This is a genomic window from Faecalicatena faecalis, assembly GCF_012524165.2.
GTDB lineage: Bacteria > Bacillota > Clostridia > Lachnospirales > Lachnospiraceae > Faecalicatena_A > Faecalicatena_A faecalis.
Genome location: NZ_JABACJ020000040.1, coordinates 1 through 21,982 on the forward strand (window position 1 = coordinate 1; position 21,982 = coordinate 21,982).

Sequence of the window (21,982 nt, forward strand, 5' to 3'; positions counted from 1 at the left end):
CTTGCAAATCTTGAAAGGAACATCATGGAAGTTGCGAGTTAGGCAAAGCTATCCACAAACGGGAGAAAATTGGTTACATTTAATTTGTACTTTTTCTTGACATAGGACCAGTTTTCGGAACAGCCTGATTTCACAGACTGTACCAAAGCGACAATGCAGAGCCTTGTTACTGCGGTTTCTGAAGTTCCGGTTTTTGACCGAGAAACAGAAATCCTATATTCCGTGCTTGGCAGATTAAAGATTGACGACATTGCTCTCAGTTATGATGAAAACGGTCTTGTTGCAAGGGACAGCGATAACGAATGGCACGGTGCAGAGTTTTATCATTTCCTTGTTGATGAAGCCTTTGTATTTGAAGATGACGGTTCTGTACTTGGTATCAGACCTGACTTGCTTGATGACTTTAAGGCTTTATCCGAACACAACGGCGTTGAAGTTAAGGACAACCGAGAGAAAGAACCTGAGCCGATAGTTCCCGTTTGGGAGCAAAAGAAAAAGTCAAAGGTAAAGAGCTTTGACCTCCATCCGGATATTCCTATGTCGGAGCGACACAACTTTGACCTTGCTAATAATCAGGTTGAGGAAGTGAACAAGAAAGAGCGTTTTCACAGAAACTATGCGGCGATTAAGGTCTTGAAAGATTGTCAAAGCGAAAACCGTTTTGCGACACCCGATGAGCAGAAAATCTTGTCGAGATATGTCGGTTGGGGCGGTATTCCCGAAGCCTTTGACGAACGAGCAGGAGCTTGGCATACAGAGTATGCAATGCTGAAAAACATCCTGACGCCGGAGGAATATGCGTCGGCAAGAGAAAGCACCTTGACCTCCTTTTACACTCCCCCCGAAGTATCTACCGCCATTTATAAGGTGTTGGAACAGATGGGATTTCAGGAGGGCAACCTGCTTGAGCCGTCCTGCGGTATCGGTAACTTCATCGGTATGCTGCCTAAGTCAATGGAAAACGCAAAGGTTTACGGCGTGGAGCTTGATACCATTTCAGCCGGTATCGCTCAGCAGCTTTATCAGAAATCTTCTATTGCGGCACAGGGCTTTGAGAAAGTAAATGTTCCCGACAGTTTCTTTGACGGTGTTATCGGCAATGTGCCTTTCGGAGACTTCAAAGTCTCCGACAAACGATATGACAAGTACAACTTCTTAATCCACGATTATTTCTTTGCAAAATCGCTTGACAAATTACGCCCCGGCGGTGTGATGGCTCTTGTGACAAGCAAAGGAACTATGGACAAGGAAAACTCCAATGTCCGAAAATATATCGCACAGAGGGCGGAGCTTCTCGGAGCAATCAGACTTCCGAATGACACCTTCAAAGGCAATGCCGGAACAGAGGTTGTATCCGATATTCTGTTTCTGCAAAAGCGAGACAGACTCATAGATATTGAGCCGGATTGGGTTCATCTTGACACCGATGAAAACGGTATAAGAATGAACTCATATTTTGTTCAGCACCCGGAAATGGTACTCGGCGAAATGAAAATGGCAAGCGGTCGCTTCGGACCGGAAGCAACCTGTGAACCGTTTGATAATGCCGACCTTTCGGAGCTTTTGAACGAAGCAGTCTCAAACATTCACGGAGAAATCTCCGAATACGAAGTTGCCGATGAGCTGGAGGAAGAAGATAATTCTATCCCGGCAGACCCTACGGTAAGGAACTTCTCTTATACGGTTTTGGACGATAAAATCTATTTCCGTGAGAACTCCCGTATGTCCCCGGTGGAGGTATCTGCAACCGCCGAGAACCGTATCAAGGGTATGATGGGGATAAGGGATTGCGTCCGAAACCTGATTGAACTGCAAACCGAGGATTACCCCGACAGCGAAATCAAACAGGCACAGGAAAAGCTGAACACTCTGTATGACAGCTTCACAAAGAAGTACGGACTGATTAACAGCCGTGCCAATACTTCCGCTTTTTCCGACGACAGCTCCTATGCTCTGCTCTCTGCTCTTGAGGTCATCAACGAAGATGGTGAACTGGAACGCAAGGCGGATATGTTCTACAAAAGGACGATTAAACCGCACAAGCCGGTAACGGAGGTTGGCACCGCAGACGAAGCTCTCGCTGTCTCTATGGGTGAAAAAGCAGCCATTGATATGGAATATATGATGGAGTTGTCCGGTAAAAGCGAGGAAGAATTATTTTCTGACTTAAAGGGTGTTATCTTCTTAAATCCCCTTTATGAGTACGGCAATTCTTATGAGCCGAAGTATCTGATGGCAGACGAATATCTGTCGGGCAATGTTCGTGAGAAGCTGGCAACAGCCAAAAGGTCTGCGACTCTGTATCCCGAAGATTACACCGTCAATGTGCAGGCACTTGAAAAGGTGCAACCAAAGGATTTGACGGCAAGCGAGATTTCCGTAAGGCTCGGTGCGACTTGGATACCGCCCGAAATATTCCAACAGTTTATGTTTGAGTTTCTCGACACCCCACGCTATGCACAATGGAATATCAAGGTTCACTACTCTCAGTTTACCGGCGAATGGAACATTGAGGGAAAGAGCTATGACCGTTCCAATGTAAAAGCGTACAGCACATACGGTACTTCCCGCATCAACGCATATAAGATAATTGAGGAAACGCTGAACCTGAAAGATGTCCGTATCTTTGACTATATCGAAGATGAAGAAGGCAAAAAGAAAGCCGTCCTCAATAAAAAAGAAACGGCAATCGCACAGGCAAAGCAGGAACTCATAAAGCAGGGCTTTCAGGACTGGATATGGGCTGACCCTGCCCGCCGAGAAAAACTCACGAAGATGTATAACGAAAAGTTCAACAGCATAAGACCCCGTGAGTACGACGGAAGCCACATTGTTTTCAACGGTATGAACCCAGAAATCGAACTCCGTGAACATCAGAAAAATGCGGTTGCACACATTCTGTACGGCGGCAACACGCTGTTGGCACACGCAGTCGGTGCAGGCAAAACTTTTGAGATGGTGGCGGCTGCTATGGAGTCCAAACGACTGGGACTTTGCAATAAGTCGCTGTTCGTAGTGCCAAATCACTTAACCGAGCAATGGGCGGCGGAGTTCTTACAACTCTATCCGGCGGCGAATATTCTTGTGGCAACAAAGCGAGATTTTGAGACAAAGAACCGTAAAAAGTTCTGTGGTCGAATTGCTACGGGAGATTATGACGCCGTAATCATCGGTCATTCTCAGTTTGAAAAAATACCGATGTCCATTGAAAGACAGAGGGCAATTCTTGAGCAACAGCTTGAAGAACTGACAGACGGTATTATGGATTTGAAGCGAAACCGTGGAGAAAATTTCTCCATTAAACAGCTTGAAAAGTCTAAAAAGTCCGTGAAACAAAAGTTGGAAAAGCTCAACGACCAAAGCCGCAAGGATGATGTTGTTACCTTTGAAGAACTCGGTGTGGACAGGCTCTTTATCGACGAGAGCCATTATTACAAGAACCTCTATCTTTACACCAAAATGCGTAATGTGGGCGGTATCGCTCAAACGGAAGCACAGAAATCCTCCGACCTGTTTATGAAGTGCCGATACCTTGACGAGCTTACAGGCGGTCGAGGAACGATATTTGCGACCGGTACTCCTATCTCAAACAGTATGGTGGAACTCTATACCATTCAGCGATACTTGCAGTACAACACGCTTGTGAAAAACAACTTGCAACACTTCGACTCGTGGGCAAGTACCTTCGGAGAGACTGTAACAGCTGTTGAGCTTACCCCGGAGGGAACGGGTTACAGAGCGAAAACCCGCTTTGCAAAATTCTATAACCTTCCGGAGCTTATGGCGATGTTTAAGGAGGTTGCCGACATTAAGACGGCGGATATGCTGGAGCTGCCTGTGCCGGAAGCACACTTCCACAATGTTGCGGTCAAGCCGTCGGAAATGCAGAAAGAAATGGTTGCTTCCCTTGCGGAACGAGCCGAGAAAGTCCGTGGTGGCGGTGTGGATTCGAGTGTAGATAATATGCTCAAAATCACAAACGACGGCAGAAAGTTGGCTCTTGACCAGCGTATGCTCAACGATATGCTGCCTGATTTTGAGGGTAGTAAAATCAACGCCTGCGTCGATAACATCTACCGTATTTGGGAGGAAACAGCCGATAAAAAATCGGCACAGCTTGTGTTCTGCGACCTCTCAACACCAAAGAACGACGGCACATTCTCGGTATATAACGACATCAGAAAGAAGCTCATAGAGCGTGGTGTCCCCGAAAGCGAAGTCCGCTTTATCCACGAAGCAGATACCGATGTGAAGAAGAAAGAACTGTTCCAAAAGACCCGCAAGGGCGAGGTCAGAGTGCTTCTCGGCTCTACGCAGAAGATGGGAGCCGGCACGAATGTTCAGGACAGACTTATCGCACTTCACGATGTGGATTGTCCGTGGAGACCGTCAGACTTGGAGCAGCGTTCCGGTCGAATTATCCGTCAGGGCAACTCAAACCCTGATGTAGATATTTACCGCTATGTAACGGAGCAGACCTTTGACGCATATCTCTATCAGCTTGTAGAGGGAAAGCAAAAGTTCGCCAGTCAGATTATGACGAGCAAATCTCCGGTGCGTTCTGCCGAGGATATTGATGAAACCGCTCTGTCCTATGCAGAAATTAAAATGCTTGCCACCGGCAATCCGTATATTAAGGAGAAGATGGATTTGGATATTCAAGTCCAAAAGCTGAAGCTCTTAAAATCCAACTTTCTCTCTGAAAGATATGCTTTGGAAGATAAGATAATCAAATATTATCCGCAGCGAATTACAGCTTTGGAAAACCGCATTGAAGGCTTGAAGCAAGATGTAGAAACTGCGAAACAGCACCCGAAACCAACGGACGACCGCTTTGTCGGTATGGAGGTTAAGGGTGTTTTTTATTCCGAAAAAGCCGACGCCGGTAAAGCAATCATTGAAGCCTGCAAACAGATGAACAGCCCCGACCCTATTCCTCTCGGCAAGTACAGAGGGTTTGAAACGGAGCTGCTTTTTAATACCGCAGAGCGAAATTATGAGGTTCGACTGAAAGGTGCAACAAGCAGAAATGTTCCTCTCGGCGATGACGCATACGGCAATATTATCCGTCTTGATAACGGAATTGAGAGATTTGCCGAGAGCTTGTCACTTGCGGAGAACGACCTTGAGAACACCAAAAATCAGTTGGAAACCGCAAAGAAAGAAGTCCAAAAACCATTTATCCAAGAGGAAGAATTGAAAACAAAGCTTGCCCGACTGGACGAGCTGAATATTCTGCTCAATATGGATAAGCGAGAAAACGAAATTGTCGGCGGCGAACCCGATGAGGGCGAAGTGCCGAACACACGAAAGGAGAAAACCTATGAACGATAAAATGACACCCGATAAGGAAAGAGAAAACTGCCCTTGCAGAAAAGCAATCATTAACCCTTTTGATGCAATGATGATGGTTGTGGTCAGGAGACTTGATAAAGCATATCTCGAATTAAAAAGAAGCAAACCGCCCGCAAAGGAAGCAGAATTTGCCCTTAGAAATGCAAAGCTTTCTTTCTACGGAGAGTTGGTTCGACAGAGCATTGAAACGGTGTTTTCGCCGGAAGAAATCATTGCTTTGTATGAAAACGACGACCTTGCGGGAGGTGCTTGGACTGTTTGGAATGACATCGGCTGCCCTGTTGATAAGATACTCATTATCATTGCAAAGCTCAGTATCAACGAACCGATACAGAAAGCGGTTGCCGATTTGCTGATGTAGAACGGCGGTGATACCTATGCCGTATATTGCACCGGAAGTCATAACCGAAGCCAAACGAATGGATTTATTAACCTATCTCAGAGAGTATGAACCGGGCGAGCTTGTCAAGTTTTCAAGCAACACCTACACCACAAGAACCCACGACAGTTTGAAGATTTCCAACGGAAAATGGATGTGGTGGTCGAGAGGTATCGGGGGCAAATCCGCCCTCGATTACCTTATCAAAGTCCGTGGAATGGATTTTGTGCAGGCGGTTCAGACCATTATGGGAAACGGTTCAGTCAGCTTTCCGACTTGTGAAAACATCAAAAGCTATGAGGAACAACCCTTGCTTCTGCCTGAAAAAAGTCCTACTGCCGATGTGGTATTTGATTACCTTTTCGGGCGTGGGATTGATTATGAAATCATCAACCACTGTTTGGAACAGGAGCTAATCATTGAGTCGCTCCCATATCACAATGCTGTTTTTATCGGCTATGACGAGAACAAAGAACCTAAATACGCCGCTTACAGAGCAACAAATCAATCAAGGATTATGGGCGACTGCACCGGCAGTAAAAAGCAATACTCTTTCCGCCTGACTGCCGAAAACACCGGAGAGGTTCATCTTTTTGAGTGTGCTATTGACCTGCTTTCCTATGCAACTTTGATGAAGCTGGAGGGCAAAGACTGGCGACAGTTTAACCTTGTTTCTCTTGCGGGAGTGTATTCCCCAAAGCAGAAAATCGAGGACTCAAAAGTGCCTGTTACACTCGGCAGGCTGCTTGAAAAAGACAAAACAATCAAGCGAATTGTTCTTCATTTGGATAATGATATTGCCGGAAGAAAAGCAACCAAAGCGTTGCAGACGATTCTTTCAGATAATTATGAAGTCGTTGACGACCCTCCCCAATACGGGAAAGATGTCAACGACTTTCTTTGTAAACGCTTGGGAATAAAAGATAAAACCGAAAGGAGTTTTGCACGATGAAACTAAAAGAAATCAGAGAAATGTACCCGGAGGGTACGCAGATTGTACTCACTGAAATGGCTGGAGAAAGTCAAATGCCCTACGGTCTGAAAGGAACGGTTAAGTTTGTTGACGACGCCGGACAGATTCATATGAGTTGGGAAAACGGAAGCTCTCTCGCTTTGAATATTCACGAAGATACCTTTGAAAAGGTCGAAGCACCGGAGAAGATTTCCGTCATTCTCGTTGAGCCGGGCAGGTATCCGAAGCTCATTGAGATTGAGGATACGCTGGAAGCAATGCAGTCTCTTGTGGAGGGAGATATTGAAGAATATATGCCCTTTGAGGACGATGTTGCCATCATCTGCAACGATGAAGGAAAGATGAACGGCTTGCCGCTGAACAGGGCTGTTTATTCCGAGCCTGAGAATGTTGAGATGAGTTATCCGCAGTTGAAAGCTCATTTCCGGCAGGTAGAAAAAGAAAGAAACCACACGACCGGATATATTGTTTTTACGGCTGACAGCTTTGACAAGCCATACACAGAGGAACAAAGAACCTATGTTGTCAGCAGTAACAATAAGGCTTTCATTGAGGGTATGGGCGGATATTCTATCTATGCTTCTTCCCTTGACGGGTCGGATAAATGTGTGCGACTGGAAGCGTATATGGCTGATGAACACGGTGGCAAGGACGGTTGGAAGATTGAAAAATGTTATGTGAAAGATGACAGCAACCGTGAAATGCTCGACATTATTGCCGGCAAGTTCTTCATTGCTTACGCACCGATTGAGTCGGAAAAGTTTCTCAGTATGCCGAAAGAACTGGCTCGTAAGTACGAGGAAAAGTTCAAATACCCGGAGAGATTTTACAAGTCTTTGGACGGTATTGAAGCAAAGCCGTATAAGCCTGTCTCAAAGGATATGGAGAGATAAAAGTCAATCTATGGGGCAACCCTGAGTGTCTGCATAATCTTAGCGAGCAGACCATTTGGATAACCACAGGTTTCCAAACGGTACACTCGTTAGGGGTTGCCCCTAATACCCCAAGCAAGAAAGGAGCATAAGCTATGCGGGAGATAGCATTGGTCGCCGCCGGGTTAATCATCGGCGGCTCTTTCGGAGTAACAACAATGTGCCTGTTTCAGATAAACCGGGACAGACACTATATTTACAGAAAGGACAGCGATAAAAATGAGGAAAAGAAACATTCAGAAGATTGTTAGGTTAAGCCGAGATGAAGCTCAGGACTTACAGAAAAAAGCAAAGCGTTCTTGTATGTCCGAGTCTGGTCTTATCCGTTTGCTTCTCAAAGGCTACGAGCCGAGAGAAAAGCCCGACGAAAGATTTTACGATGTTATGCGTGAGCTTTCTGCTATCGGCAACAACATCAATCAGCTTGCTGCGAAAGCAAACACCCTCGGATTTGTGGACGCACCGCAGCTCAAAAAGGAAGCCGAGCGTTGGCACAAGTTTCAGGCTGATGTGGAGCGTACTTTTTTAAGACCCGATAAGAGCGATATGAAATGGCAGTAAGTAAATTGTGGTCGGTCACATCAAGGCTCGGTCAGGTAATCGACTATGCCGCCAATCCCGAAAAGACGGCGGCAGATATTTACACCGAGGAACAGTATCAGGCTCTCCGTGATGTGCTTGCCTACGCAAAGGACGAAGAAAAAACCGAGCGTGAATTTTTCGTTGAGGGTATCAACTGCAACCCTGCGACCGCAAGAGACCAGTTTGTATCTGTGAAAAAAGCATACGGCAAAGACGACGGCATACAAGCCTATCACGGATACCTGAGTTTTAAGGAACAGGACATATCCCCGGAGCTGGCACAGAAAATCGGAATGGAATTTGCAAACGAAGTGTGGGGCAAAAGATTTCAGGTGGTGGTTACTACTCATCTGAATACGAAGCACCTGCACTGCCATTATGTAATCAACTCCGTTTCCTTTGTAGACGGCAAGCGGTTATGGGGAGATGAAAAAGCGTGGTTCAAGTTCCGTTTTGTTGCCGACCGTCTCTGTGAAAAGTACGGACTGTATTATAATCCGAACCCGAACCGCAGTAAGCAATCCTCTTATTACTACAAGCAGGAGCAAGCCGGTATGCCGAGCCGATACTCCATTACTCGTGACGCCATTGATGAAGCGATTGCACACAGCACCAACCTAAAGACCTTTGATTATATTCTCACGCAGATGGGCTATGAGCATTGTCTCAGCGACAGCCGAAAGTATTGGACGATTGTTCCGAAAGGATACAAGAAGCCGATACGACTTAAATCCCTCGGAGAGAATTATACCGAGGAAGCAATCAAGCGTAGGCTGACGGAAAATCAAAAGGTTCTCATCGTTCCTTTTGCCAAAGAAACGGTAAGAGTCAGGCAGTACCGAATGCCCACAAGAGAACACAAAATCAAAAAGGTCGGCGGACTGTATGGGCTGTATCTGCATTACTGCTATAAGCTGGGTTATCTGCCGAAATACAAAAAACAGAATACCGCAAGGCTTCACTATCTTTTGAAAGAAGATTTGCTGAAGCTCGACAAAATCACTCAGGAGACAAGGCTGCTTGGACGGGAGAACATTTCTACCGACGAGCAGCTTTTCTCATATAAAGAGTCCGTGTTGTCGCAAATCAAATCATTGACTGACGATAGAACGCACCTGCGAAAACAGTTAAGAAGAAATTTGAGTGACGATGAGCTATCAAATGTCAAAGAACAGATTGCGGCAATCACGAGCAAGCTGTGGACTCTCCGCAAAGAGGTCGGTCTTTGTGATGACATAGCCGAAAGGTCAAAGGTCATTGAAGCCAACCTTGAGACGGTTAGAGTTTACGAAGAAAAACAGGAAAGAAAGGAGCAGAACCGTTATGACAAACGGAGGTGATGCGGCAGAACAGGTCGTCAGGCTATCGCTTGAGGGCTTTGAAGTAGCCGCAAAATTAAGCGGAGCGGCAGCAAAGAATATTGCCGTTCTATTAGTCTCTGTTCTCAAACAGGAACAGAAAACAAAAGGCAAGGCTCGACTTACCAATATGATTAAGTCGGGCAAGGAACTGAAGGTGTTTTCTATCCCCAACAAGGACTTGAAGAAGTTTACCGAGCAGGCAAAACGCTACGGCGTTCTATACTGCGTACTCAGGGATAAAAACACAAAGGGCGATAATGTACCGATTGATATTATTGCCCGTGCAGAGGACGCTTCCAAAATTCAGAGAATCGTTGAGAGATTTGAACTCGGTAAAGTTGATAAGGCTGCGATTGTCACCGAGTCTCAGAAGGCTGTCGAAAAGCGTGAAGCTTTGGAGAAAGACAAGCCGACGAAAACCAAAAACGAAATCATCACTGAGGAAGCCGTCAGAAAACCTATTCAGAAAGAGGGGTATTCCCAGTCAAACCCCACAGTCGCCAAAACGGACAAAAACCCTCCGTCAAGGCACGACTCCGAGCCGGTAGATATGCAAACTGATAAGGGTACTGTAAGCGACAGACAGAGAAAGCCGTCGGTGAAAGCAAAGCTTGACCGATATAAGGCACAGTCCAAGCAGCAGAAAGAAGCAGAACGCAAAGAACCGGAGGTATCAAAGCCGGAGGTAAAGAACGCCCCGGCACAGACCGTACACCAGCAGCCGAAACCCAAAAGCAAAAATGTGAAAGAGAGGTAATCACAATGACAAATAATTTTACCCCTGCTAAGGCAGGACAGCAGAGCAAACGACTTTCCAAAGAGGAATATGCCGAGAAGATGAAAGCGGAAAAAGAAGCCGTATATCAGATGGCGGACGACACCGCAAAGGCGATCGTTTCCGACCCGGAAAAGTTCAAAGCCTTCCTTGATACGCAGAGCCGTCTCGACCGATACTCTGCGGTCAATGCACTTCTGATTTTCAAGCAGCTTCCCGAAGCAAGCCAGCTCAAAAACTTTGATGACTGGAGCAAGGATAATGTGAAAATTCAGAAAGGAGCGAAAAGCATTTCCATTCTTGAACCTGTCGAGTATGCAAAGAGAGACGGTACAACCGGCATTTCCTATAATGTGAAAAAGGTCTTTGATGTTTCACAGACCAACGGCAAGAGACCGCCTGCTCCGACTGTCAACCGTGACCCGAAAGCACTCATTACCGTTATGCTGGATTCTTCCCCGGTTGAAGTGGAAGCAACAAATGAGCTTCCGTATCCCAATATGGCGGCGTTTTACAACAATGAGGAGCAGACCTTGTATGTAAAGCGTGATGTGGGAGACAGCGTAGCGGTCGCTCAGTGCGTAGCACAGGAGCTTGGCCACGCACAGCTCTCCATTAACAGCGACAGTTACAGCAGAGCGGATATGGGCTTTCAGGCGGTATGTATCGGCTATATGCTTTGCAAGAAGTACGGCGTCGATACACAAAATTTTGCTATCAACCGTATTCCTGAGAAGCTCGCCGGCAAAGAGCCGAAGGACATTCGCTATGAGCTTTCCAAAACGAGAAATGCAATGGCGGATATTCATTCCCGTGTTTCCGATGAGCTTTACAAGAAAAAGCAGGAACGAAGCAAAGACTACGAAAGATAAGGTGAGACTATGGCGAAGGAAGAAATGTATCATATCGCATTGGACGATTATGAACACGGCATTATTATCCGTTCTCTCAATGACGAGAAAACAGATTTGATGAACGAGGGTAAATCTACCGATGCGGTGGACGACCTTATCATCAAGGTCGGAACTGCCCCAAAGAAAAAGTTCAGAGTTATCGAAAAGGAACGCTCCTGTGAATCGAGATAACGAAAGGCAGTCTGCTATTATTCTTTCCGTCATCGGTATTATCCCGGTCGTATGGCTGGCACTTCTGATTGCACCCTCTGTAAAAGGAGGATTGCCGGAAATACTGCCGAGCCTATTAACAGCGTTCAACGAACCATTTCATATTGAGCTATGCGAGGACAGCCTAAAAACTGTCCTCGTTTTGCTTCTCTGCTATGCAATGGGTATTGGGATTTACTTCTCAACACAGAAGAATTACCGAAGGCGTGAAGAACACGGTTCTGCGAAATGGGGCAATGCAAGAGCCGTAAACAAAAAATACAGACAGTCTCCGGCTTCTGCAAATAAGCTGATGACGCAAAATGTCTGTATCGGACTCAATGCGAAGAAGCACCGAAGAAACTTAAACACCCTTGTGTGCGGCGGTTCGGGAGCCGGTAAGACAAGGTTTTACTGCAAGCCGAATCTTATGCAGTGCAACACATCATTTGTCATTCTTGACCCAAAGGGCGAAATTCTCCGAGATACCGGAAAGCTGCTTGAAAGCAAAGGCTATGAAGTCCGTGTTCTCGATTTGATTTCAATGGAGAAAAGTCATTGCTATAACCCATTTGTCTATTTACAGAATGACAACGATGTGCAAAAGCTCGTGACGAACCTTTTTAAGAGTACCACTCCGAAAGGCAGTCAGGCACAAGACCCCTTTTGGGATACCTCGGCTTCAATGCTTCTGCTTGCACTAATATTTTATCTTCATTATGAAGCACCCGAAGATGAACAGAATTTTGCAATGATAATGGAAATGCTCAGAGCCGGTGCGATTGAGGACGAGGAGGACACAAGACCTTCTCCTCTTGACGAACTGTTTGCGGAACTGGAAATGTCAAATCCCGACCACATCGCTTTGAAGTATTACCGTTCCTATCATTCAGGTGCGGCGAAAACCTTAAAGTCCATACAGATAACCCTTGCGGCAAGACTGGAAAAGTTCAATCTTGAAAGTCTTGCTTCTTTAACCACCACAGACGAGCTTGACCTCCCATCACTCGGAGAGAAAAAGGTCGCTCTGTTTGCTTTGATACCGGATAACGATTCCAGCTTTAACTTCTTGGTATCTATCCTTTACACACAGCTTTTTCAGCAGTTGTTTTATGCTGCCGACCATATTCACGGAGGCTCGCTTCCCGTTCCTGTTCATTTCCTGATGGACGAATTTGCGAATGTGAGCCTGCCCGATGACTTTGACAAGATACTGTCAGTTATGCGTTCCCGTGGAGTGTCGGTAAGTATCATCTTGCAGAACTTGGCTCAGTTAAAAGCCTTGTTTGAAAAGCAATGGGAAAGTATTGTCGGCAACTGCGACGAGTTTTTATATCTCGGCGGTAACGAGCAAAGCACTCACAAATATGTGTCCGAGCTTCTCGGCAAGGAAACCATTGATACCAACACTTTCGGAAAAAGTACCGGGCGAAGCGGTAACTACTCCACCAATTATCAGATTAGCGGTCGAGAGCTTCTTACCCCCGATGAAGTTCGTATGCTTGATAACCAATATGCAATTCTGTTTATTCGTGGAGAACGCCCCGTTATGGATTTCAAGTATGACATCTTGAAGCACCCGAATGTGGCACTTACAACCGATGGAAAGGCTTCTGCCTATAAGCACGGCGAAGTTACCATCAAACACTCATCAATTTCCGTTCTTTCTATTGACCCGGAAGAACTTCCGGAGGAAAGCTACGGAGAAACCAATTACGAGCTTCTGTCCGATGAGGATTTTGAAGTAAATAAAAACTTATTTTAACGGAGGAAAACACAATGACTATTTTTAAGAAGAACAACGAAAAGAAAACTACTCAGAAGCTGCCTATGACCGGAAAGGTTAAGAAAGGCTTCCGTGCTTACTGCGCCGTAATCGCAGCAGCAACTCTTGTCTGCGGCATGAGCGTTACCGCTTTTGCCGCAAGCGACCCGATTACCGTAGTCAACAATCTGTCCGATTTCATCTTCGGACTTATCCGTGCCATCGGTCTTATCCTGCTTGGCTTCGGTATCGTTCAGGTCGGTCTCTCTTTGAAGTCTCACGACCCGTCTCAGAGAGCCAACGGCTTCCTGACCCTTGCGGGAGGTATCATCATCACCTTTGCCAAGGAAATCCTGACCCTTATTACCGGCTAAAAGAACACAGTTATCAAACGGGGCATACCTGGCGTTTCAGGTATGCCCCTAATCTTAAAGGAGGTGCAAACAGATGAGTGATAACTGGGTGGTTCAGAACCTCGAAAATGCCCTTGAAACTTGGAACAGCAAGCTATCGGAAATATGGCAGTTACTAACCACTTCACCGCAGCAGTTCAAAGGCGGCAGTATTTGGTCGGTAATGGTGAATATCAACGGTGCAGTTCAGGCTATCGGTCTTGCCCTGCTTGTTCTGTTTTTTGTTGTCGGTGTGGTTCGCACCTGCGGCAGTTTTACCGATGTAAAGAAACCGGAACACGCATTAAAGCTGTTCATTCGATTTGCCATTGCCAAAGGTGTGATTACCTACGGGCTGGAGCTTATGCTTGCCCTGTTCGACATCGTACAAGGTACGATTTCAACCATAATGACATCTGCGGGATTCGGTACGCCCAATCAAACAACCTTGCCTGCTGAAATGGTAACAACCATTGAAAGCTGCGGATTTTTTGAGAGTATCCCATTGTGGGCGGTTACTCTTATCGGCGGACTGTTTATCACGGTCTTGTCGTTCATTATGATAATGACGGTGTACGGACGATTTTTCAAGCTGTATATGTACACGGCTCTCGCTCCGATACCGCTTTCCACTTTTGCCGGAGAGCCGTCGCAGAATGTGGGTAAGAGCTTTATAAAGAGCTATTGTGCCGTTTTGCTTGAGGGAGCAGTAATTGTACTTGCTTGTATCATCTTCTCCCTATTTGCTTCTACGCCGCCGGTAGTAAACCCTGACGCAGCAGCCGTTACTCAGGTATGGGCATATATCGGCGAACTGGTATTCAATATGCTTGTGCTTGTCGGTGCAGTAAAGATGAGCGACCGAATTATCCGTGAAATGATGGGCTTATAACGGGAGGTTCTCTGATGAAGAAAAACAAGAAAAATAACGATAGATGGCAGGGCTATACGCCTGCCGACTGCGACTGCAAATATTGTGTGTACTACGGAGGAAAGAAAAACGGCAATGTAATTTGCCTTGCGGACGCCTGCGTCTGCTCTGATGAAATCCGTCACGCAAAACAGGCATATCGCAGAGAAAGGAGCTTTTGATGGAAGTCAAAATTAACCGAGAGATACGAAACTATACAGAGTCAATGTTTTTTGGACTGTCGCTCAGACAGTTCATTTTTTCTGTTCTCGCCTGTGCGGTAGCGGTAGGACTTTACTTTCTCTTAAAACCGTACCTTGGAACAGAAACCGTATCGTGGGTGTGCATTTTGGGAGCTGCCCCTTTTGCGGCTCTAGGCTTTGTGAAATACAACGGAATGACAGCTGAGAAATTTATATGGGCGTGGATTAAGTCCGAGTTCCTTATGCCGAAAAAGCTGGTTTTTCATTCCACCAACACCTATTACGAATTGATGAAATCGACAATCGAACAAAAACAAAAAATCAAAAAGGAAAATTGAACAGTTTTTCGGGATTGACAAGTAAGCATTGTTTAATTATAATAATATGATTTAGCATTAGCTGAATGGACGGCTTGGGAAGAAAGGAGTTTTACTATGTACGAGTATGTAAATGACAAACAATTTCTGAGCCGTATGCGTTCTCTTTGTGGAGATATAATGCAAGACCTTTGTCACACATTGAAAGAAGAATATGACATTGGTGCTTCATTCTACCTTGTGGGGAGCGGTGCAAAAAATCTAATAATGCAAAATGCCAACAGACCTATTGACTTGGACTATAACCTTGAAATCACGAGAATAGATGACTGGGAGGATTGTAGAAACATCAAGGAGTGTGTCAGAAAGGCTTTTAATACGGTTCTTCGGAAACACGGATGGAATGACTGTGAAGATTCAACATCATCACTAACTACGGAGAAGCGCTGTTTCACTCAGGGCAATGATACAGATTTTTCAATAGATGTCTGTATTGTCTGTGAGGATGTTGACGGCAATTATCACCGCTTAATTCACGAAAAAACAGGCTTTTCTTATTATGATAAGTATTTTTGGAATCAAGCACCTAATTCAAGGCGACTCAAAGAAAAGGCTGATTATATTAAAAGCAAAGGCAAATGGGCATTAGTCAGAGAACAGTACAAAAGAATAAAAAACAAGTATTTGACCTCAAATGACTATAACCATTCTTCGTTTATTTGTTATATTGAAGCTGTAAACAATGTTTATAACTCAAGAAAGCACTGGGATTAAAACTTAACAACACTAATTTTTATCGTCACTTAATTAAGTGGCGATTTTTTTATGCAAAAGGAGGCATACAAGAACAATGATTAAAACCCTTACGAACCTGTTAAAGCAGGACAAAGAAAAGTTTGTAGTACCAAAGGGCGTACAGGATTGTATTCCCATTACCGCCATTTATGATGACGGTATTTTCCGTGTGGGCAAGGACAAGTATTCCAAGAGCTTCAAGTTCACGGATATTAACTTTGCCGTAGCAAGCCGTGAGGACAAGGAAGCAATGTTCCTTGAATACTCCGAGCTTCTCAACTCTCTTGACAGCGGAGCTACTACAAAGCTGACTATCAACAACAGACGGCTTAACCGTTTGGACTTTGAGAAAACCATTCTTATCCCCGAAACCGGCGATGAGCTTGATGTTTACCGAGAGGAATATAACAAAATGCTTCTCGACAAGGCGACCGGTGCAAATGCGATCGTTCAGGATAAGTATGTTACTATCTCCATCAACAAAAAGAGCGTGGAGGACGCAAGAACCTATTTTGCCCGTGTCGGTGCTGACCTGATTGCCCACTTTGCAAGACTCGGAAGCAAATGTGTGGAGCTTGAAACCGATGAAAGGCTGAGAATTGTCCACGATTTCTTCCGTGTCGGTGAGGAAACCGCCTACCACTTCAATATTAAGGAAACGAGAAAAAAGGGACACGATTTCAAGGATTATGTTTGCCCGGATACAATGGAACTTGAAAAGGACTACTTCAAAATGGGAAACCGTTACGGGAGAGTCCTTTTTCTTCGTGAGTACGCTTCCTATATCAAGGACAGTATGGTAGCTGAGCTTACCGACCTGAACCGCAACCTGATGATGTCCATTGACATCGTACCTGTTCCTACCGATGAAGCGGTGCGAGAAGCAGAGAGCAGACTGCTTGGGGTTGAGACGAATATAACCAACTGGCAGAGAAAGCAGAATCAGAACAATAACTTTTCCGCTACCGTTCCGTATGATATGGAACAGCAGAAAAAGGAAATGAAGGAGTTCCTTGATGACCTTACCACTCGTGATCAGCGAATGATGTTCGCTGTACTCACTATGGTTCATACTGCGGACTCCAAAGAACAGCTTGATAACGACACCGAAGCTCTGCTTACTACGGCAAGAAAGCATTTGTGCCAGTTTGCCGTTCTCAAGTATCAGCAGATGGACGGACTGAATACGGCTATGCCCTTTGGAACACGCAAGATTGACGCATTCAGAACCCTTACCACAGAAAGCCTTGCGGTATTTATCCCGTTCAGAGTTCAGGACATTTACCACGAAAACGGCATTTACTACGGTCAGAATGTTATCAGCAAAAATATGATTATCGCCGACCGCAGACAGCTACTCAACGGCAATTCCTTTATTCTCGGCGTATCCGGCGGCGGTAAATCCTTTGCGGCAAAGGGAGAGATTGAAAATATCATTCTTTCCTCCAACGCAGATGTTATTATCATCGACCCCGAGCGAGAGTATTCGCAGCTTGTAAAGGCTCTCGGCGGCGAAATCATCAATATTTCCGCTACTTCTCCGAGCCATATCAATGCAATGGATATGAACAAGGAATACGGCGACGGAGCAAATCCGGTTATCCTGAAATCCGAGTTCATTATGTCCCTTTGCGAACAGCTTATCGGCGGCACAAACCTCGGAGCAAAGCAGAAATCTATCATCGACCGTTGTACGGCGAGCGTTTACCGAGACTATCAGCAGAGAGGATATACCGGTACTGTTCCTACTTTGCAGGACTTCCGTGCGGAACTTTTGAAACAGGACGAGCCGGAAGCAAAGGAAATCGCCCTTGCTATCGAGCTGTTTACACACGGTTCTTTGAATACTTTTGCAAAGCCGACCAATGTTGATACGGATAACCGACTTATCTGTTATGACATTCTTGACCTCGGCAAGCAGCTTATGCCTATCGGTATGCTTGTCGTCCTTGACTCTATTCTGAACCGAATCACACAGAACCGTGCTAAGGGTAAGCAGACTTTCATCTTCATTGATGAAATCTACCTCCTGTTCCAGCACGAATACTCCGCAAACTTCCTGTTTACCCTTTGGAAGCGTGTGAGAAAGTACGGTGCTTATGCCACCGGCATTACGCAGAATGTGGACGACCTTTTGCAGAGCCATACGGCAAGAACTATGCTTGCAAACAGCGAGTTTTTGATTATGCTCAATCAGGCGTCAACCGACAGAATTGAGCTTGCCAAGCTGCTTAACATTTCCGACCTCCAGCTTTCATATATCACGAATGTTGACGCAGGACACGGACTGATTAAGGTCGGCAGTTCGCTTGTGCCGTTTGCAAATAAGTTCCCGAAGAATACGAAGCTGTATAAGCTGATGACAACCAAACCGGGCGAGGGTGTATAACCCTTGCCCTATTCTGTAAATGAGAAAGGAAACACCTATGAAAAACAAAATCTATATTGCCATAATCTGTGCTTTCAGCATTGTATTTGCCGTCAGTTCAGGTTTTATCATCAAGCACTATTACGACTCTGCAAAGCAGGCGGAAATGTACGACAATCTGATTGGGGTAGTGGAGACCGAGCCTGAAGAAACAAAAGAGCCGATGAACTACTCCGAAGAAAAGACCTTTATCCCGGAGTATCAGGAGCTTTATCTGCAAAACAACGATATGGTCGGCTGGATTAAGGTTGAGGACACAAAAATCAATTATCCCGTTATGCAGTCAAAGGACAACCCGAACTTCTATCTGAAGCACGGCTTTGATAAGGCATACACCGACTACGGCTGTCCTTATGTTCAGGAAAACTGCGATATGGAGCTGCCAAGCGACAATATCATCATCTACGGTCATCATATGAACGACGGCTCTATGTTCGCCGGTCTTATGAAATTCAAGGACAAGAGCTTTTGGGAAAAGCACAAAACAATATCCTTTGATACGCTGACCGACCGACAGACCTATGAAGTAATTGCCGTGTTCAAAACCGTGGTTTATACGGACAGTCCTGAAAGCTTCAAATATTATCAGTTCGTCAATGCGGAGACTGCCGAGGATTTCACAGCCTATGTTGAGAAGTGCAAGGAACTGTCGCTTTACGATACCGACGTAACCGCTGAATACGGCGACAAGCTCTTAACTCTTTCCACCTGTGAGTATTCCAGGACAAACGGCAGACTCGTTGTAGTGGCGAAGCTCATTAACGAATAACACAACAGGTGGTTCAGCCTGCATAGGAAGGAGGGATTGTATGGCTGATATTAAAACGAAAGACAATGCAAAAGGTACGATACGAACCATAGATAAGGCTGCCGTTGCAACCCAACGAATGAAGCAGGCGTATATCGCAACAAAAGAAAAGGCGGAACGGTCGGTAAATGCCAACAGCAGTTCTGCCGAGGAATATGCTTCCGATAAGCTGGAAAGCGGTATTGACGAGATGGTTCACGATGGTGCTTATGCGTTCGATAAGGCTGGACGAAAAGGACTTGAAACCACAAAAGAGAATATCCGCACCGCAAAGGACGGTATTCAGCGTTTCAAGCAACAACGAGCCGAGCAGTCTTTGAGAAAACAGGCTTCGCAGAATACAAGCTCGGCAATTAAGACTGTCGATAAGGCGGAAAAGACCATTAAGCAGTCGGCTACTTCCTCCGGAAAGAAAACCATTAAGTTTGCCGGGAAAGAAGCAACGAAAACCGCACAGAAATCGGTTAAGACGGCTGAACAGACTGCAAAAACGGCGATAAAGACAAGCCAGCAAGCGGCGAAAGCGGCACAGAAAACAGCTCAGGCGACGGTTAAGGCTTCGCAGAAAGCGGCACAGGCGGCAAAAGCTACCGCCAAAGCAACAGCCGCTACGATTAAAGCCGCAGCCAAAGCCACCGTTGCCGCAGTAAAAGCAATCATAGCGGCGGTAAAAGGTTTGATAGCCGCTATCGCTGCCGGCGGTTGGGTTGCGGTGGTAGTAATTATTGTGCTATGTCTTGTAGCCTTGATTGCGGGTTCTGTGTTTGGTATCTTCTTTTCGGGAGAGGATTCCGGCACGGGAATGTCAATGCAGACAGTCGTTCAGGAAATCAATCAGGAATATGATGACCGATTGGAACAGAAAAAGAACTCTGTAAGCTATGATGTGCTTGAAATGAGCGGAAGCCGAGCTGTGTGGAAAGAGGTTCTTGCGGTCTATTCTGTTAAAGTAAATACCGACCCCGACAATCCGATGGAGGTTGCCACGGTTGATGAAACCAAGAAACAGCTACTGTCGGATATTTTTTGGGAGATGAACGATATTTCTTCCCGAACGGAAACGAAAACCCATACCGAAATCGAGGAAAGCGACGACGGACACGGCAACATCGTACAGACCGAAACCACAGTAACCGAAACTTTTTTGTATATCACGGTATCGCACAAGACCGTAGATGAAATGGCGGCTATGTACGGCTTTAATCAGGAGCAGAAAGATTATCTTGCCGAGCTGTTGCAGGACGAAAACAATCAGCTATGGTCACAGGTGCTTTACGGTATCGGATACAGCGACGACCAAATCGTAACGGTCGCTCTGTCTCAGGTGGGTAATGTAGGCGGTCAGCCTTACTGGTCTTGGTACGGCTTTGACTCCCGTGTAGAGTGGTGTGCCTGCTTTGTTTCTTGGTGTGCCAACGAGTGCGGATATATCGACGCCGGTATTATTCCGAAGTATGCCGGTTGCGTAAACGGCGTTCAATGGTTCAGAGACCGAGGACAATGGGCAGACGGTTCGTATGAGCCTTCGCCCGGTACAATCATCTTCTTTGACTGGGAGGGCGACGGTGTGACAGACCACACCGGTATCGTTCAGAGATGCGAGAACGGTACAGTCTATACCGTTGAGGGCAACTCAGGCGACACTTGCAGAACCAAAACATACCCTGTCGGAAGCTCTGTTATCTACGGATACGGTATTCCGGCATATTAAAAATGATGGCTGCTCGTTTGAGTAGCCATCAAGTACATTTACCATAATACTGTTGGTTTTGGAATTTCAAGGTTTGATTTTATGATTTGAAAATAGTATATCGAATTTTCGGTTGTTATCATCAATATGCCATCTTTAATTTCGTAGTCATCATTAGATGATACCATTCCTTTAGAAAATACCACTTCGCTGTCGATAATAGGATTCCATTGAAAATACTGTTTATGAACAGATTTAATGATATAAAGTACACCTATTAGACCGAGATATTTTTTTCGCCAACTATCGGTTTGCGATTCACCTGATTTTGATGTGGAACATTTATAAGTCACAATGTATTCTTTCAATATAGCTTTATTTTTCATTGAATAACAAATAGGAATAATTCATTTTCTTTCTTGAAATTAAGTTAATTAAAGCTGAGCGTTGTTCCACTGCCCAAGAAAACCAATTATTCAATATCTTCTTTGCAGTCGGTCTATAAATAGTACCACCAATAGCTTTTTCAAAATCAAGAATCATTTGCTCAAAAGCCTCGTCGTATGTTACTTCATATGTATATTTATCATATCTCTTAGGTCAGTTTACAAGGAACTACACGCAGACCGTGAAACGGGCTGCTGACAACAAACGGCGGTATGCTCCCGGAGAGGGCAGCATACCGCCTGTTTTGTTGTCCGGGGTTTCCAAAGGGGTGCCCCCTTTGGCACACGACTTTGCTTGCAAAGTGTAGTGTGTTATACCTGCTGGCGTGGCTGACGGGGGAAACGGGGTGCGGTGCTTCTTGCGCCCCGTTTGCTCCGGCAGGAAAACAGGCTGAATTTTTGCGAATGGGAATGAGCAAAAAATCGGCCTGTTTTCAGAGAACGGCGGCAGGTATATGAAAGCCCCCGTCCCTCGTCCTACGCTCCGACTTGTGGACAAAGTGTCCCGAAGTTGTGGCCACACTCCCGGAAAAGTAGCAGGACAGCGGGCAACCGTCAAGGCTGAAATGAACGGGGTTACACCCGGCCTTGACCGCCGCCCGCCGCCCCGCTGGATGGGTGGACAAGGCGGCCAATCCCTCAAAGTGCTTGTCCGCGCTCTTTCTGATTTTGAGGTATTCAGTTTTTCAAAATTGAATAATCAAAATAAATTTTTTCGATTGAAAAAATTTTATTTGTTATCATCTTCAATGCCATATTTTTTCTTTT

The 21,982-nt window shown here is 45.6% G+C and carries 19 protein-coding genes and 2 pseudogenes; 20 read left to right on the top strand and 1 reads right to left on the bottom strand.

Going from position 1 to position 21,982, the window contains the following annotated elements; all coding sequences use genetic code 11:
* Window positions 1–450 precede the first annotated feature (450 nt).
* The 19 genes and pseudogenes from HGO97_RS22715 to HGO97_RS22805 all read left to right on the top strand — a co-directional run.
* Window positions 451–5,334 (top strand): annotated as a pseudogene (locus HGO97_RS22715) (N-6 DNA methylase); the annotation flags it as partial.
* A complete protein-coding gene (locus HGO97_RS22720; RefSeq protein WP_014635901.1) occupies window positions 5,324–5,716 on the top strand; it encodes a hypothetical protein in 393 nt (130 codons plus the stop codon). The pseudogene HGO97_RS22715 and the gene HGO97_RS22720, both read left to right, overlap by 11 nt.
* A 16-nt stretch (window positions 5,717–5,732) precedes the next feature.
* Complete coding sequence (locus tag HGO97_RS22725; protein ID WP_147514031.1) at window positions 5,733–6,686, top strand: DUF3991 and TOPRIM domain-containing protein; 954 nt, start codon at window positions 5,733–5,735, stop codon at window positions 6,684–6,686.
* Complete coding sequence (locus HGO97_RS22730) at window positions 6,683–7,600, top strand: DUF3846 domain-containing protein (protein WP_216245483.1); 918 nt, start codon at window positions 6,683–6,685, stop codon at window positions 7,598–7,600. Before HGO97_RS22725 ends, HGO97_RS22730 begins: the two co-directional genes overlap by 4 nt.
* A gap of 134 nt (window positions 7,601–7,734) precedes the next feature.
* On the top strand, window positions 7,735–7,890 hold the full coding sequence (locus tag HGO97_RS22735; protein WP_003525222.1) for a DUF3789 domain-containing protein: 156 nt from the start codon (window positions 7,735–7,737) through the stop codon (window positions 7,888–7,890).
* A complete protein-coding gene (locus HGO97_RS22740) occupies window positions 7,859–8,200 on the top strand; it encodes a plasmid mobilization protein (protein WP_003525221.1) in 342 nt (113 codons plus the stop codon). Before HGO97_RS22735 ends, HGO97_RS22740 begins: the two co-directional genes overlap by 32 nt.
* Window positions 8,191–9,561, top strand: a complete 1,371-nt coding sequence (locus tag HGO97_RS22745; RefSeq protein WP_003525220.1) for a relaxase/mobilization nuclease domain-containing protein — start codon at window positions 8,191–8,193, stop codon at window positions 9,559–9,561. The genes HGO97_RS22740 and HGO97_RS22745 overlap by 10 nt, the downstream gene beginning before the upstream one ends.
* On the top strand, window positions 9,545–10,339 hold the full coding sequence (locus tag HGO97_RS22750) for a PcfB family protein (protein ID WP_003525219.1): 795 nt from the start codon (window positions 9,545–9,547) through the stop codon (window positions 10,337–10,339). The genes HGO97_RS22745 and HGO97_RS22750 overlap by 17 nt, the downstream gene beginning before the upstream one ends.
* 5 nt (window positions 10,340–10,344) lie before the next feature.
* A complete protein-coding gene (locus tag HGO97_RS22755; RefSeq protein WP_003525218.1) occupies window positions 10,345–11,229 on the top strand; it encodes a hypothetical protein in 885 nt (294 codons plus the stop codon).
* 9 nt (window positions 11,230–11,238) lie between these two features.
* A complete protein-coding gene (locus HGO97_RS22760; RefSeq protein ID WP_003525217.1) occupies window positions 11,239–11,442 on the top strand; it encodes a hypothetical protein in 204 nt (67 codons plus the stop codon).
* Complete coding sequence (locus tag HGO97_RS22765) at window positions 11,429–13,225, top strand: VirD4-like conjugal transfer protein, CD1115 family (protein ID WP_003525216.1); 1,797 nt, start codon at window positions 11,429–11,431, stop codon at window positions 13,223–13,225. The genes HGO97_RS22760 and HGO97_RS22765 overlap by 14 nt, the downstream gene beginning before the upstream one ends.
* A 14-nt stretch (window positions 13,226–13,239) precedes the next feature.
* Window positions 13,240–13,599, top strand: a complete 360-nt coding sequence (locus tag HGO97_RS22770; protein ID WP_003525215.1) for a hypothetical protein — start codon at window positions 13,240–13,242, stop codon at window positions 13,597–13,599.
* A 73-nt stretch (window positions 13,600–13,672) separates the two neighbouring features.
* Window positions 13,673–14,509 (top strand): hypothetical protein, encoded by an 837-nt coding sequence (locus HGO97_RS22775; protein WP_003525214.1) that lies wholly within the window; start codon window positions 13,673–13,675, stop codon window positions 14,507–14,509.
* A 14-nt stretch (window positions 14,510–14,523) separates the two neighbouring features.
* The gene (locus HGO97_RS22780; RefSeq protein WP_003525213.1) at window positions 14,524–14,709 is read left to right on the top strand and encodes a hypothetical protein; all 186 of its coding nucleotides are present in this window, start codon (window positions 14,524–14,526) and stop codon (window positions 14,707–14,709) included.
* Window positions 14,709–15,068, top strand: coding sequence for a PrgI family protein (locus HGO97_RS22785; protein ID WP_003525207.1), 360 nt, complete (start codon window positions 14,709–14,711; stop codon window positions 15,066–15,068). Before HGO97_RS22780 ends, HGO97_RS22785 begins: the two co-directional genes overlap by 1 nt.
* Before the next feature lie 96 nt (window positions 15,069–15,164).
* Window positions 15,165–15,821 (top strand): hypothetical protein, encoded by a 657-nt coding sequence (locus HGO97_RS22790; RefSeq protein WP_003525205.1) that lies wholly within the window; start codon window positions 15,165–15,167, stop codon window positions 15,819–15,821.
* A gap of 76 nt (window positions 15,822–15,897) precedes the next feature.
* Window positions 15,898–18,231, top strand: a complete 2,334-nt coding sequence (locus HGO97_RS22795; RefSeq protein ID WP_003525203.1) for a VirB4-like conjugal transfer ATPase, CD1110 family — start codon at window positions 15,898–15,900, stop codon at window positions 18,229–18,231.
* A gap of 37 nt (window positions 18,232–18,268) precedes the next feature.
* Entirely contained in the window at window positions 18,269–19,039 is a 771-nt protein-coding gene (srtB, locus tag HGO97_RS22800) for a class B sortase (protein WP_003525201.1), read from the top strand.
* A 40-nt stretch (window positions 19,040–19,079) separates the two neighbouring features.
* Window positions 19,080–20,789: a CHAP domain-containing protein gene (locus HGO97_RS22805; protein ID WP_003525199.1), complete on the top strand. Its 1,710-nt coding sequence runs from the start codon at window positions 19,080–19,082 to the stop codon at window positions 20,787–20,789.
* Window positions 20,790–20,827: 38 nt separating this feature from the next.
* Here the strand turns inward: HGO97_RS22805 and HGO97_RS22810 are convergent, their stop codons facing one another.
* Window positions 20,828–21,154, bottom strand: coding sequence for a hypothetical protein (locus HGO97_RS22810; protein WP_039886902.1), 327 nt, complete (start codon window positions 21,152–21,154; stop codon window positions 20,828–20,830).
* A 626-nt stretch (window positions 21,155–21,780) separates the two neighbouring features.
* Between HGO97_RS22810 and HGO97_RS23945 the strand changes: the two are divergent.
* A pseudogene (locus tag HGO97_RS23945) lies at window positions 21,781–21,982 on the top strand (hypothetical protein); the annotation flags it as partial.